The sequence below is a fragment of the Rhodobacter flavimaris genome (assembly GCF_021378075.1).
GTDB lineage: Bacteria > Pseudomonadota > Alphaproteobacteria > Rhodobacterales > Rhodobacteraceae > Rhodobacter > Rhodobacter flavimaris.
In genome coordinates this window covers 190,782-204,437 of the sequence record NZ_JAJUOS010000005.1, presented here as the reverse complement: position 1 = coordinate 204,437, position 13,656 = coordinate 190,782, and the positions used below count along the sequence as shown (strand labels likewise).

Sequence of the window (13,656 nt, the reverse complement as noted above, 5' to 3'; positions counted from 1 at the left end):
GAAAACACGCGGCAAGGGAATTGTGGCCGCGCGCCCTCCGCATTGTTCGCGCCCGGTGTGCAATAGGTGCGAACCGAAAGAATTGGATGGTCAGCGTGGAAACGCACGCCAATGGGTTGCAAAGAATTCGTTAATTTCAACGGGCTAAGCGGCCCGTGATGCCGCGCGAATGGTTCAGGCGCGAATCACTGCACAAATTTGGACACTTAAAGCCCGCTGTCGCGCAGCACCTGATCAAGCACTGGCGCCAGTCGGTCAGCCCAGGCGATCTGGCCGTCAGGCTGCGCGATCAGATCGTTGCGCAATTCGATCAGCACATTCGGACGGCCCGGCGTCAACGCATGCCGGTCGATGGAGTCGCCGTCGAGATGGCCCGAGTAGGGCTCATTATCGCCCACGCACAGGCCCTGCGCCGCCAGCGCCGCGATCAGCGGTTTGGCCAGCCGCTCATCCCGGTGCGAATAAAGGATACCAACTTGCCAGGGGCGCGGTGCGCGCCCGCGCAGGCAGGGCGTGAAGGAATGCACCGCGCAGATCACCCGATCCGTCCGGGCACCCGCGATATCGGCCAGCGCGGCGTGGTAGGGGCGGTATAGTCGCGCCAGGCGCTGCTCGATCTGCTCCGTGCAGGCATGCCTGTTCGCCGGAATCACCGTACCGTCATAGAGTCGCATTACCAGCGTCGGGTCGTCCTCGCCCCGGTTAGGGTCGATCACGAGGCGCGAGAAGTCGGTGGAGATCATCGGCGCATCAAGCCGCTCGGCCAGCCGATCAGCCAGCCCGAGCGCGCCGACGTCATAGGCGATATGGCGCGCCATATCCTGCGCCGCGATCCCCAGAGAACCGCCGCCAACCCAGTCGGGAACGGTGTTTGTGGCGTGGTCAACGGTCACCAGCCAGCGCGAGGGGCGCTCGGTGCCAACGGTCCGGTAGGCGGGGTGGGGCGTCATACTCTCGTCGTCCAAAATCGTCACACGAGAAATACGCGAGTTCTGGGGGGCAGGCCAGTTGCTCTGTGCGACATTTTGCGCCATAGCTGTGCCCGGCCCACGAAAAATTTTGTCAATATGAGGAACGAGGACGCATGAGACGCCTTCGCAATGTCAAGATCGTGGCCACTCTGGGGCCGGCATCGTCGGACTACACCACCATTCGCGCGCTGTTCGAGGCCGGGGCCGATGTGTTCCGCCTGAATATGAGCCACGGCACACATGCCGAGCAGAAGGCGCGCTACGATATCATTCGCCAGATCGAGGCCGATACCGGGCGCCCCATTGCGGTGCTGGCCGACCTTCAGGGCCCGAAGCTGCGCGTAGGCACCTTTGCCGCGGGCGCCGCCGATCTGGAAGAGGGCTTTCCCTTCCGTTTCGACCTCGACCCGACCGAGGGCGAGGGGCATCGCGTCTGCCTGCCTCACCCCGAGATTTTTGCCGCCCTCGAACCCGGCGCCACGCTGCTGGTCAACGATGGCAAGATCCGCCTGCGGGTCGACGAATGCGGCCCCGATTTCGCGAATTGCACCGTGACCACGGGCGGCACGATCTCGAACCGCAAGGGCGTGAACGTGCCTGATGTGGTGCTGCCGCTGGCCGCGCTGTCCGACAAGGACCGGGCCGATCTTGAGTTTGCCTGCGAGATGGGCGCCGACTGGCTCGCGCTCAGTTTCGTGCAACGCCCCGAGGACGTGATCGAGGCCCGCACGCTGGCGCGCGGCCGCGCCGCCATCCTGTCCAAGATCGAGAAACCCGCCGCCGTGAACGCTTTCGAAGAGATCCTCAAGGTCTCGGACGGAATCATGGTGGCGCGCGGCGATCTGGGGGTTGAGCTGCCGGTCCATGCCGTTCCGCCGATCCAGAAGCGCCTGATCCGCCGCTGCCGTGCGGCCGCGAAGCCGGTGATCGTGGCGACGCAGATGCTCGAGAGCATGATCGAAAGCCCGATGCCGACCCGCGCCGAGGTCTCGGACGTCGCCACCGCGATCTATGAGGGCACCGACGCGATCATGCTGAGCGCGGAATCCGCCGCCGGGCGCTACCCGGTCGATGCGGTCGCGACCATGAACTCGGTCGCGCAGTCGGTCGAAAACGACCCGACCTACCGCGAGGTGATCGAGGCCTCGCGCACCGTGGTCCGCCAGACCGTCGCCGACGGGATCGTGGCCGCCGCGCGCGAGATCGCCGAAGCCACCGATATCTCGGCCATCTGCTGCTATACCCAGTCGGGCAAGACCGTCTCGCTCATCGCGCGCGAGCGCCCGCGCGTGCCGATCATCGCGATGTCGCCGGTGGTGCAGACCCTGCGCAAGATCTGCCTGTCCTGGGGCGTACATGCCGTGCGTTGCGAAGAGGTCGAGCGGTTCAAGATGGCAGTTGTCAACGCGGCCCGCGCGGCGCGCGATTTCGGTTTTGCCGACGAAACCAACCAGATCGTCGTCACCGCGGGCGTGCCCTTCAACGTGCAGGGCACGACGAACATCCTGCGCGTGGCGCCCTGCGACGAAAGATTGATTTTCCGCACCGATCCGGAGTAAGCTTACCTAGGGGTAAGCGAGGGCTCGGCCATGATTGACATGGATACGTTGCTCGCCCTTGGGGTGGTTATTTTTCTGCTGTCCATTCCCTCGGGCGTCTCGGCATTTGCCAACAGTCGTCCTCCACATGCCGCAATTCTGGCGGTGGTCGTGGGGGGCGGGTTGTTGATCTACGCGGCGATGATGAAACCCGGCGGCTACACGATGGGCGAAGTCCCGGATGTGGTGCTGTCGGTGATCGGGCGCATCCTGCTGTAGAATTGTGTGCATACCCCCTTGCCAAACAGGGAGGGCGGCTATATCAGGCGCCCTCTATGAGCCCGCGCGGCCGGCCGAAGTGGCATGCCGAGTCGCGTGAATACCCACTCGAAAGAGGAGATGGAAATGCCCAAGATGAAGACGAAATCCGCTGCCAAGAAGCGGTTCAAGTTCACGGCGACCGGCAAGGTCATCGCTGGTCCGGCCGGCAAGCGCCATGGCATGATCAAGCGCACCACCAAGTTCATCCGCGATAGCGCGGGCACGATGATCCTGTCCGATGCGGACGCCAAGATCGTCAAGAAATACATGCCCTACAACCGCTGAACTGGAGGCTGATCAATGTCCCGCGTTAAATCCGGCAAGGTTACCCACGCCTCGCACAAGAAAGTTCTGAAGGCTGCCAAGGGCTACTACTCGGCCCGCTCGCGCAACTTCCGCACCGCTACCCAGGCCGTCGACAAGGCCAACCAGTACGCGACCCGCGACCGCAAGGCCCGCAAGCGCAGCTTCCGCGCGCTGTGGATCCAGCGTATCAACGCCGCTGTCCGCGCCTTCGACGCCGAAATGACCTATTCGCGCTTCATCAACGGCCTCGCGCTGGCTGGCATCGAAGTGGACCGCAAGGTTCTCGCCGATCTCGCCATCCACGAGCCGGAAGCGTTTGGCGCCATCGTCGAAAAGGCGAAGGCTGCCGCGGCTGCGTAATCTCCCCATCTGAGGGATTGCACTTTGAACCCCGCGCGGCGCTTTGCCGTCGCGGGGTTTTTCTTTCACACGCTTGAAATCGGGCCGGGGCGGGGCTAGCACTCCCCCGACCAGACAGGAGAGACCAGATGAACGCGCTCGACGTGCTCAAGGCGAAATATCTCGACGGGATCGCGCAGGCCGCTGACGAGGCCGCGCTGGAAGAGCTGCGCCTGGCCGCGCTTGGCAAGAAGGGCGAGATCAGCCTGAAGATGCGCGAACTGGGCCAGATGAGCCCGGAAGAGCGCCAGACCACCGGCGCCGCGCTGAACGTGCTGAAGAACGAAATCGACGCCGCGCTGCGCACCAAGAAAGAGGCGCTGGCCGATGCCGCGCTGGACGCGCGCCTGCGCAATGAATGGCTTGATGTCACGCTGCCCGGCCGTCCGCGCCGCGCGGGCACCATCCACCCGGTCAGCCAGGTCATGGACGAGGTCACCGCGATCTTCGCCGACATGGGCTTTGCCGTGGCCGAGGGCCCGCAGATCGAAAGCGACTGGTATAACTTCGACGCGCTCAACATCGCGCCCGAGCACCCCGCCCGGCAAGAGCACGACACCTTCTTCATGGCCCGCGATGCCGCCGACCCGCGCCCGCCGCATGTGCTGCGCACGCATACCTCGCCGGTGCAGATCCGCGCCATGCAAAAGACCGGCGCGCCGATCCGCGTGATCGCGCCGGGTCGCGTCTATCGCATGGACATGGACCAGACCCACACGCCGATGTTCCACCAGGTCGAGGGCCTTGCCATCGGCAAGGACATCTCGATGGCGAACCTGAAATGGGTGCTGGAAGAGTTTTGCAAGACCTTCTTCGAGGTGCCCTCGGTCGAGCTGCGCTTCCGCGCCTCGCACTTCCCCTTCACCGAGCCGTCGGCCGAGGTCGATATCCGCTGCTCGTGGGAGGGTGGCCAGCTCAAGATCGGCGAGGGCAACTCGTGGATGGAGATCCTTGGCTCGGGCATGGTGCACCCCAAGGTGCTGGAAGCGGGCGGCATCGACCCGGCCGAGTGGCAGGGCTTTGCCTTCGGCATGGGGATCGACCGTCTGGCGATGCTGAAATACGGCATCCCCGACCTGCGCGCCTTCTTTGAAAGCGACCTGCGCTGGCTGCGCCACTACGGCTTCGCCGCTCTTGATCTGCCGACTGTTTTCGGAGGCCTCTCCAAATGAAATTCACCCTCTCCTGGCTGAAAGACCACCTCGACACCACCGCCTCGGTGGACGAGATCGCCGATGCGCTGACCGACCTTGGCCTTGAGGTCGAGGAAATCGCCAACCCGGCGGGCAAGCTGGAAAGCTTCACTCTCGCCAAAGTGCTGCATGCCGAAAAGCACCCCGACGCCGACAAGCTGCGGGTCTGCAAGGTGCTGACCGATGAGGGCGAAAAGACCATCGTCTGCGGTGCGCCGAACGCGCGCGAGGGGATCACGGTCGTCCTTGCCAAACCCGGCGATTACGTCCCGGGCATCGACGTGACCCTTGGCGTGGGCAAGATCCGCGGTGTCGAAAGCCACGGCATGATGTGCTCGGAGCGCGAGCTGGAACTGTCGGACGAGCATAACGGCATCATCGAGCTGCCCTCGGGCGAGGTCGGCGAGCGGTTCGTGGACTGGCTGGCCGAGAACCGCCCCGAGGCGGTCGATCCGATGATCTACATCAAGATCACTCCGAACCGCCCCGATGCGCTTGGCGTGCGCGGCATTGCGCGCGATCTGGCTGCGCGGGGGCTGGGTGTGCTCAAGCCGCTGGAGATCGAGGCGGTGCCGGGCGGCTTCGCAAGCCCGATCAAGGTTGAGATCGACCCCGCGCTGAAGGAAAAGGGCTGCCCGCTGTTTGCCGGCCGCCTTATCCGTGGCGTGACCAACGGCCCCAGCCCGGCCTGGCTGCAACAGCGGCTGATCGCCATCGGGCTGCGCCCGATCTCGGCGCTGGTCGATATCACCAACTTCTTCACCTATGACCTGAACCGCCCGCTGCACGTCTTTGACGCGGCCAAGGTGAAGGGCGATCTGCGCATCGTGCCCGCCAAGGGCGGCGAGGAGATGCTGGCGCTCGACGAAAAGACCTACACGCTGCGCGAAGGCCAGATGGTGATCTGCGACGACAACGGCGTGGAAAGCCTTGCGGGCATCATGGGCGGCGAGCATTCGGGCTGCACCGAGGAGACCGTCGATGTCTTCCTCGAAAGCGCCTATTGGGACCCGATCACCATTGCCGCGACGGGCCGCGCGCTGCGCATCAACTCGGACGCGCGCTACCGGTTCGAGCGGGGCGTGGACCCGGCCTTCACCCTGCCGGGGCTGGAGCTGGCAACGCAGATGGTGCTCGATCTGTGCGGTGGCGAGGCCTCGGAAGTCGTCATGGACGGCGCCGTGCCCGCCACGACGCGCGCCTACCGGCTGGACCCGGCGCGGGTCATCAGCCTTGTCGGCATGGAGATCCCCGAGGCCGAGCAGCGCCGCACCCTTGAGGCGCTCGGCTTCGCGCTCGATGGCGACATGGCGACGGCGCCGAGCTGGCGCCCCGACGTTCTGGGCGAGGCCGATCTGGTCGAGGAAGTGGCGCGCATCGCCTCGCTGACCAAGTTGCAGGGCAAGCCGATGGCGCGGGAAACCTCGGGCGTGCCCGAGCCGATCCTGACGCCGGGCCAGGTGCGCGAGAAGACCACGCGCCGCACCATCGCAGCACTTGGTTACAACGAGTGTGTGACCTACAGCTTCATCGACGCGAAATCGGCGGCGCTGTTTGGTGGCGGGGCCGAGGCCACGCGGATCGAGAACCCGATCTCATCGCAGATGACGCATATGCGCCCCGACCTGCTGCCGGGCCTGTTGCAGGCGGCCGCCCGCAATCAGGCGCGCGGTTTCTCCGATCTGGCGCTGTTCGAGGTGGGGCCGGTCTTCTCGGGCGGTGAGCCGGGCGATCAGGTGACCGTGGCGACGGGCCTTCTGGTCGGGGCCTCGGCGCCGCGCGATCCCTGGGGCTCGCGCCGGCCGGTCGATGTCTATGACGCCAAGGCCGATGTCGAGGCCGCGCTGGCCGCGATCGGTGCGCCCGCCCGGGTGCAGGTCAACCGCAAGCTTGATGCCTGGTGGCATCCGGGCCGCGCGGGCAATATCGCGCTTGGCCCCAATGTGCTGGCGACCTTTGGCGAGCTGCATCCCAAGATGCTGCGCGAGATGGGTGTGAAGGGCCCGGCGGTGGCCTTCACCATCCGGCTTGAGAACGTGCCCTTCCCGAAGGTCAAGACGCCCACGCGCCCGGCACTGGCGATCTCCGACCTGCAAGCGGTCGAGCGTGACTTCGCCTTCGTCGTCGATACCGGCACCGAGGTGATCACCGCGGTCAACGCCGCCTATGGCGCCGACAAGGTGCTGATCGAGGCGGTCTCGGTCTTCGACCAGTTCACCGGCGCCAAGGCCGAAGAGCAGATGGGCGCGGGCAAGAAGTCAATCGCGCTTTCGGTGCGGATCCAGCCGCGCGACAAGACCCTGACCGATGCCGAGATCGAGGCCGTATCGGCCAAGATCATCGACAAGGTCACCAAGGCCACCGGCGGCACGCTGCGCAAGTAAGCGCCCGGACAGAACACGAAAGGCCCCCGGTTCGGGGGCCTTTTCATTTGCCGCGATCCGAGGGGTGGTTCACGCCATCCGCCCAGGGCACCGGGTCCAGATCGCGCGGGTTCACGCCCTCAAGACAGCCCGCATTCACCCCGTATTCGTTCGGGTTCGAGCGGCGCTGGTGATGCGTGTAGATCCCGCAGGTCTTGCAGAAGTAGTGTTTGGCCGTGTTGGTGCCGAACTGGTAAAGGCTCAGGTTTTCGGCGCCCTTGACGATGCGGATGCCCGAAAGCGGCGCCGAAACTGCCACTGCACCGCGCCGTCGGCAGAACGAGCAATCGCAGCGCCGCGCGGTGGCAAGCCCGTTCGACAAAGTCACCTCCAGCTCGACTGCGCCGCAATGGCAGGTGAGGCGATGCGGAGAGGTGACCTCGGGCAGCATCAGCGCCGCCGCCGCACGACGGGGATTGTGGTGCGGTGATACTCGGCCTCGGGGTGCGGCGGGCGGCCGTGGTTCTGGCCCCAGAAGTTCGCCCCGCCAAGGCGCAGCCAGTGCGGCACCATCAGCAGCAAGCCTGCGGCGAAGCCCCCGGCATGAGCCCAGTAGGCAACGCCATCGGTCAGCCCGGAGGCCGTGCCGTTGAACAGCTGCATCCCGAACCAGACGCCCAGGACGACCCAGGCGGGTATGGCGAAGATGCGGAAGAAGATGATGAAGATGAACAGCACATCGACCCGCGCGCGGGGAAACAGCAGCAGATAGCCGCCCATCACCCCGGCAATCGCGCCCGAGGCGCCGACCATCGGAATGGTCGTATAGGGTTCGGCCAGGATCTGCGCGAAAGCGGCGGCAAGTCCCCCGGCAAGGTAGAAAAGCAGAAAGCCGACATGGCCGAGCTGCTCTTCGAGGTTGTCTCCGAAGATCCACAGGAACAGCATGTTGCCCGCCAGGTGCATCATGCCCGCGTGCAGGAACATATGGGTGATCAGCCCGTGCAGCGCGTGGCCCTGCGTCACCTCGGCCGGATAGAGCGCGCCGTTGATCCACAGCGCCTGCATATCCCCGGCCAAAGGCAGCGTGAGGGCGAAGATAACCACGTTGAGCGCAATGATCGCCCAGGTCACATAGGGCGTCTTGCTCGAGGGGTTATGGTCGCGTATCGGAAACATGGGGCGAGTGTGCCGATCCGCGAACCATCGTCAAGCGTTACCGGCTGCGGCCAAGAGCTGCGCGTTGCCGCCTGCCGCCGTGGTGTCGATGCAGATGTGTCTCTCGTGGAAACAATGGGCTGCGTCGGGCATCTCGGTGATCAGCGGCAGGATCGGCCCCTTGCGGCTGGCAAGGGCCTTGGCGCAGGCGCGGGCGGTCTCGCGGTCGCCCCACCAGAGCGCGGCCGAGAAACCTTCGCGGGTCGCAAGCGCCTCGGGGGAGAGATCCGTTGCCAGTTCGGCAACACCGCCAAGCGCCGTCACCGCTGCGGCCTGAGCCGCGGCTTTCTCGGCGCCGGGGCCCATGCAGAGCAACGCGGGGCGCGGGTGCAGCGTCAGGCGATTCGACTCACCTGTCGGGCCGGGCATCTCGCGCTCCAGCGCCGGGCGGTGCGGCTTGGCCTGAGGTTGGGCAAAGCGCGCCACATATTCCGGGCCGCCCGCTTTCGGGCCGGTGCCCGACAGGCCCTCGCCGCCGAAAGGCTGGCTGCCGACGACCGCGCCGATCTGGTTGCGGTTGATGTAGAGGTTGCCGACGGTGATCGCCTCGGTCACCTCCTGCACGCGGTTGTCGATGCGGCTGTGCAGCCCGAAGGTCAGCCCGTAGCCGGTGGCGTTGATCGTCTTGACCACCTTGGGCAGGTCCTCGGCGGCGAAGGTCGCGACATGCAGCACCGGGCCGAAGATCTCGCGCTCGAGATCCGCGATGCTGTCGATGCGGATCACGGTGGGCGCGACGAAATGGCCGGTTAGCCCCTCGGGCAGGTCCATCTCCTTCAGCACGCGGCCCTCGGCGCGGGCCTTGGCAATATGGGCGCGGATGGTGGCCTCAGCCTCGGCGTCGATCACGGGGCCGACGTCGGTGCTCAGATCCCAGGGGTTGCCGATGCGCAGCTCATCCATCGCACCAAACAGCATCTCGGTCAGGTGCGGGGCGATTTCGTCCTGCACATAGAGGCAACGCAGGGCCGAGCAGCGCTGACCCGCCGATTGGAAAGACGAGGCGAGGATATCGCGCACCGCCTGCTCGGGCAGCGCGGTCGAGTCGACGATCATCGCGTTCATCCCGCCGGTCTCGGCGATCAGGGGCGCGCCCGGGTCCATCGCCTGCACCATCGCGCGGCGGATCGCCTGCGCGGTATCGGTGCCGCCGGTGAAGCACACGCCATTGACGCGCGGGTCCGAGGTCAGGCGTGCGCCCACGGTCGGGCCGTCGCCCGGCAGCAGTTGCAGCGCCTCGCGCGGGACACCGGCAAGGTGCATCAGACGCACGGCCAGGGCGGCGATGATCGGGGTCTGCTCGGCGGGTTTGGCCAGCACGGCGTTGCCAGCGGCCAGCGCGGCCGCGATCTGGCCAGTGAAGATCGCCAGCGGGAAGTTCCACGGGCTGATGCAGGTAAAGACGCCACGCGGCGCGGTGTCTTCCGTGGTTTGCGAGGCGTAGTAGCGCAGGAAGTCCACGGCCTCGCGGATCTCGGCCACGGCGTCGGGCAGGTTCTTGCCAGCTTCGCGGGCGATCACCGCAAAGATCTGGCCGTAGTGCTCCTCGTAAAGGTCGGCTGCGCGGTTCAGAACGGCGGCACGGGCGGCGGCATCGGCCTGCCAGGGGCGGGCATTGCCAAGTGCGGCCTCGATATCGGCGGCCGAGGCCGGGCGCACAAGGCCCACGACCTCGCCGGTGGCGGGGTTCTTCACCTCTTCGGCGGCCATGGGGGCGCAGTCGCCCGCCACAAGCGGGCTTGCCTCGGGCAGCAGGCCCGCGGCAAGCGGCGCGCGCGCGGCCTCGATAGCCGCAAGCGTGCCGGTCTGGCTCAGGTCGTGGCCTTGCGAGTTGCTGCGGCCGGGGAACAGGTCGGCGGGTCGGCTCAGCGCCGGGTTCTCGACCGTGCTCAGGGCTTCAAGCGCGGCAAAGGGGCAGGCCGCGACCTCCTCGGGCGAGACGTCCTCGTCCACGATCTGGTTCACGAAGCTCGAGTTCGCACCGTTTTCCAGCAGGCGACGCACGAGGTAGGCCAGCAGGTCGCGATGCGCACCGACGGGGGCATAGATCCGGCAGCGGGTATTTTCGGACTTCAGCACGATGTCATGCAGACGCTCGCCCATGCCATGCAGGCGCTGGAATTCGAAATCGCGCGTGTCGGTGCCCATCTCGGCCACCATGTCGAGCACGGCGGCGACGGTATGGGCATTGTGGCCCGCGAACATCGGATAGATGCGGTCGGACATCGCCAGCAGCTTGCGGGCGTTGGCGATATAGCTCACGTCGGTCGAGATCTTGCGGGTGAAGACCGGGAAATCGGGCAGGCCCTGAACCTGTGCACGTTTCACCTCGGCGTCCCAATAGGCGCCTTTCACCAGACGCACCATGATCTTGCGATCAAGCCGCGTGGCCAGCGCGTGCAGCCAATCCAGCGCGGCGCCCGCGCGGCGGCTGTAGCCCTGAACGACGATGGCAAAACCGTCCCAGCCCGCCAGCTCGGCATCCGACAGGACGGCCTCAATCACGCGCAGCGACAGCACGAGGCGATCGACCTCTTCGGCGTCGATGGTAAAGCTCATGTCGGCCTTGGCGGCCATGCGGGCAAGGCGAACGACCACTGGCACCAGTTCAGCCATCACGCGCGCTTCCTGCGCAACCTCATAACGCGGGTGCAGCGCCGAGAGCTTGACCGAGATGCCGGGGTTGTCGCGCAGTTGGCCGGGCTTGCAGCGCTTGGCGATGGCCTCGATCGCCTTGGCGTAGGAGGCCTCGTAGCGGCGCGCGTCGGCGGCGGTGCGGGCGGCCTCGCCCAGCATGTCGTAGCTGTAGGAATAGCCCTGCGCCTCAAGCTTGGCCGCGCGATCCATCGCGCTTTCGATGGTTTCACCCAGAACGAACTGGCGTCCCATTTCCTTCATCGCACGCGACACGGCGGTGCGGATCACCGGCTCGCCTAGGCGTTTCACGGCACCACGCAGCGCGCCCGCAAGGCCGGGGCCGCGCTCTTCCAGAACCTTGCCGGTCAGCATCAGTGCCCAGGTCGAGGCGTTGACCAGCGAGCTGGCCGAGTGACCCAGATGCTTGCCCCAGTCCGAGGGGGCGATCTTGTCTTCGATCAGCGCGTCCATGGTGGGCGCATCCGGCACGCGCAACAGCGCCTCGGCCAGGCACATCAGGGCGATGCCCTCTTCGGTGGACAGGCCGTATTCCGCAAGGAACACCTCCATCAGGCCCGGGCGGGCCTCGGCGCGGATGCGGCGCACCAGCTCGGCGCCCTTGCCCGAGATGCGGGCGCGCGCAGCCCCGTCCAGTGCGGCCTCATTCGCCAGACGGCGCAGCAGCGGCGCTTCGGGCTGGAGAGTGAGCGCGTCGATCTGTTCGAGGGTCGGCGGCAACGTCGAGTGAATCATGGGACTGACCTTGAAGGGGGATTTGCTTTGTCCCAGAATACAGGGAATGCGCCGGGCGATTTGACCGATGATGGCGAAACCGCAGGCGAAACGACTGATCTTGAGGTGAAATGCATGCCAAACGACCTGCCCGATCTGGACGGTTACGACCGCAAGATTCTGGCGGCCCTTGTCGAAGAGGGGCGGTTGAGCATGACCGAGCTTGCACGCCGCGTCGGGCTGACCAAGTCGCCGGTGCAGGCGCGGGTGAAGCGGCTGGAGGAAAGCGGGGTGATTTCAGGCTACCGCGCGGTGCTCAGCCCGATCCGAATGGGGCTTGCGCATGTGGCCTTCGTCGAGGTGCGCCTGAGCGACACGCGCGAGGCCGCGCTGCGCGCCTTCAACCGCGCCGTCCGCGCCCTGCCCGAGATTGAGGAATGCTACATGGTCGCGGGCGGGTTCGATTACCTGCTCAAGGTGCGCACGCGCGACATCTCGGACTATCGCCGGGTGATGGGCGAGAAGATCTCGGCCCTGCCGCATGTCGCGGCGACCTCGACCTATGTCGCGATGGAGGCCGTGCAGGAGGCCGGGGGCGTTATTTCTCCGCCAGTATGACGACGGTTTCGCCGGTCAGCAGTTCCAGCGTAGTGCCGTTCAGCCGCGCCTGATCGACCCGGCCGATGGTGGAATGGAATGCCTGTTCTGCCTGCATCTGTTCGGGCGGGCAGGCCATGCGGGTACCGGCCAGCGCGCCGATATGCAGCTTGCCATCGCGCGTCTCGACGCGGCCGTTGTAGCGGTTGCAGCCGGAACTTCCGGTGATCGTGTTTTCCTCGCTGCGGGTGAGGGTGACGCTAACCTCTGGCGCGACAGGCTGCCCGGCGATCTCGCGCACCTGCCATTCGGCGCCGATGGGCAGGGCGGCCAACGCGTCGGTCGTGGCGTCCTCGCGGCAGGCAGTCATCGACAGGGCGGCAAGGGCGATCAGGGCAAGGCGCATCGGGCTTCCTTTCGTGGGGCGGGGCCAAGCATGACCGCGCGTGCCGGGGCCCGCAAGGCGGCTCACGCAAGCGTGCTCAGAACGTCGGCGGGGTGTTGACCCAGATGACAACCGTCTGGCCATCGGCCGCGTTGGCCCAGGCGTGCGGGCGGCGGCTTTCGAAATAGATCGAGTCGCCGGGGCCAAGCTCATGCACCTCTTCGCCATCGAGGGTGATGCGGAAGCGCCCGTCGATCACGGTGATGAATTCCTCGCCCTCGTGGTCATAGCCACCCTGCGACGTCGCGCCGGGCGAGAGGATGAAGCGGTGACAGTCCATTTGTCGGCGGCCCTCGGCCAGGACCTCGACGCGCACGCCCTCGACCGGCATCGGCCAGAGCCGCGCGGCGCCCGCTCGCACCACCGCGCCACCGGGCTCGTCCTGATCGGAAAGCCGCGAGACGGTTGTGCCGTAATAGCGCGCGAGATCCGCGAGCGTCTTGAAGCTGACCCCCGCGCCGGTGCGCTCCAGCGTCGAAAGCGCCGAGGCGGAAACGCCCATCTTCTGCGCGACATCGTCAAGCTTTTCGCCGCGCACCTGGCGCAGATGGCGCAGCGAGGCGCCCAGCTTTTCGTTCAGGATCTCGGGGGCGGGGGGCGCGCTGCCCTCGGCCTCAAGCGCGGCACGGATCGCTGCCGGGTTCAGCCCGCTTTCCCGGCGCAGGAAGGTGATGCGCTGCAACCGCGCCACATCCGCGGCCGAGTAAAGCCGCTGCCCCGAGGCCCGGCGCGTCGGCGCGACAAGGCCCTGCGTCTCCCACAGGCGCAGGGTCGAGGGTGCAACGCCCACGGCGCGCGCAGCTTCGGTCACGCGAAACAGGGGTTCATCAGGGATCTGGGCAGTCGAGTCGGTCATTTTCCAAGCCTTACACCGGCAATATGCAGCGGGTCACGAAAGAGGTCAAAAAATTTCTTGCAGAAAAAATGCAAAGTGCG

13 protein-coding genes are annotated in these 13,656 nt (G+C 66.3%); 7 read left to right on the top strand and 6 right to left on the bottom strand.

What is annotated here, in order from left to right; genetic code table 11:
- Positions 1 to 206 precede the first annotated feature (206 nt).
- Entirely contained in the window at positions 207 to 950 is a 744-nt protein-coding gene (locus LZA78_RS08780; RefSeq protein WP_233676554.1) for an N-formylglutamate amidohydrolase, read from the bottom strand.
- A gap of 134 nt (positions 951 to 1,084) precedes the next feature.
- Between LZA78_RS08780 and pyk the strand changes: the two genes are divergently transcribed.
- The 6 genes from pyk to pheT all read left to right on the top strand — a co-directional run bounded on the left by pyk (position 1,085) and on the right by pheT (position 7,112).
- Positions 1,085 to 2,530, top strand: coding sequence for a pyruvate kinase (pyk, locus tag LZA78_RS08775; RefSeq protein WP_233676553.1), 1,446 nt, complete (start codon positions 1,085 to 1,087; stop codon positions 2,528 to 2,530).
- A gap of 30 nt (positions 2,531 to 2,560) precedes the next feature.
- Positions 2,561 to 2,788: a hypothetical protein gene (locus tag LZA78_RS08770; protein WP_233676552.1), complete on the top strand. Its 228-nt coding sequence runs from the start codon at positions 2,561 to 2,563 to the stop codon at positions 2,786 to 2,788.
- 126 nt (positions 2,789 to 2,914) lie between these two features.
- Positions 2,915 to 3,115 (top strand): 50S ribosomal protein L35, encoded by a 201-nt coding sequence (gene rpmI, locus LZA78_RS08765; RefSeq protein ID WP_097068479.1) that lies wholly within the window; start codon positions 2,915 to 2,917, stop codon positions 3,113 to 3,115.
- A 15-nt stretch (positions 3,116 to 3,130) separates the two neighbouring features.
- Positions 3,131 to 3,496: a 50S ribosomal protein L20 gene (gene rplT / locus LZA78_RS08760; RefSeq protein ID WP_218631129.1), complete on the top strand. Its 366-nt coding sequence runs from the start codon at positions 3,131 to 3,133 to the stop codon at positions 3,494 to 3,496.
- A gap of 128 nt (positions 3,497 to 3,624) precedes the next feature.
- On the top strand, positions 3,625 to 4,707 hold the full coding sequence (gene pheS, locus LZA78_RS08755) for a phenylalanine--tRNA ligase subunit alpha (protein ID WP_233676551.1): 1,083 nt from the start codon (positions 3,625 to 3,627) through the stop codon (positions 4,705 to 4,707).
- Complete coding sequence (gene pheT / locus LZA78_RS08750) at positions 4,704 to 7,112, top strand: phenylalanine--tRNA ligase subunit beta (protein ID WP_233676550.1); 2,409 nt, start codon at positions 4,704 to 4,706, stop codon at positions 7,110 to 7,112. Before pheS ends, pheT begins: the two co-directional genes overlap by 4 nt.
- A 43-nt stretch (positions 7,113 to 7,155) precedes the next feature.
- Here the strand turns inward: pheT and LZA78_RS08745 are convergent, their stop codons facing one another.
- Genes LZA78_RS08745 through putA form a run of 3 tightly spaced genes read right to left on the bottom strand, consistent with a single transcriptional unit; the run spans position 7,156 to position 11,699 of the window.
- A complete protein-coding gene (locus LZA78_RS08745; protein ID WP_233676549.1) occupies positions 7,156 to 7,542 on the bottom strand; it encodes a GFA family protein in 387 nt (128 codons plus the stop codon).
- On the bottom strand, positions 7,542 to 8,270 hold the full coding sequence (locus LZA78_RS08740; protein ID WP_233676548.1) for a rhomboid family intramembrane serine protease: 729 nt from the start codon (positions 8,268 to 8,270) through the stop codon (positions 7,542 to 7,544). The genes LZA78_RS08745 and LZA78_RS08740 overlap by 1 nt, the downstream gene beginning before the upstream one ends.
- Positions 8,271 to 8,300: 30 nt before the next feature.
- Positions 8,301 to 11,699, bottom strand: coding sequence for a bifunctional proline dehydrogenase/L-glutamate gamma-semialdehyde dehydrogenase PutA (putA, locus tag LZA78_RS08735; protein WP_233676547.1), 3,399 nt, complete (start codon positions 11,697 to 11,699; stop codon positions 8,301 to 8,303).
- 114 nt (positions 11,700 to 11,813) lie between these two features.
- On the opposite strand from putA, the gene LZA78_RS08730 reads away from it, so the two are divergent.
- On the top strand, positions 11,814 to 12,296 hold the full coding sequence (locus LZA78_RS08730) for an Lrp/AsnC family transcriptional regulator (protein ID WP_233676546.1): 483 nt from the start codon (positions 11,814 to 11,816) through the stop codon (positions 12,294 to 12,296).
- Here LZA78_RS08730 and LZA78_RS08725 read toward each other — a convergent pair.
- On the bottom strand, positions 12,277 to 12,681 hold the full coding sequence (locus LZA78_RS08725) for an META domain-containing protein (RefSeq protein ID WP_233676545.1): 405 nt from the start codon (positions 12,679 to 12,681) through the stop codon (positions 12,277 to 12,279). The genes LZA78_RS08730 and LZA78_RS08725 overlap by 20 nt on opposite strands.
- Positions 12,682 to 12,757: 76 nt before the next feature.
- Entirely contained in the window at positions 12,758 to 13,576 is an 819-nt protein-coding gene (locus tag LZA78_RS08720; protein ID WP_233676544.1) for a MerR family transcriptional regulator, read from the bottom strand.
- Between the last annotated feature and the right edge of the window lie 80 nt (positions 13,577 to 13,656).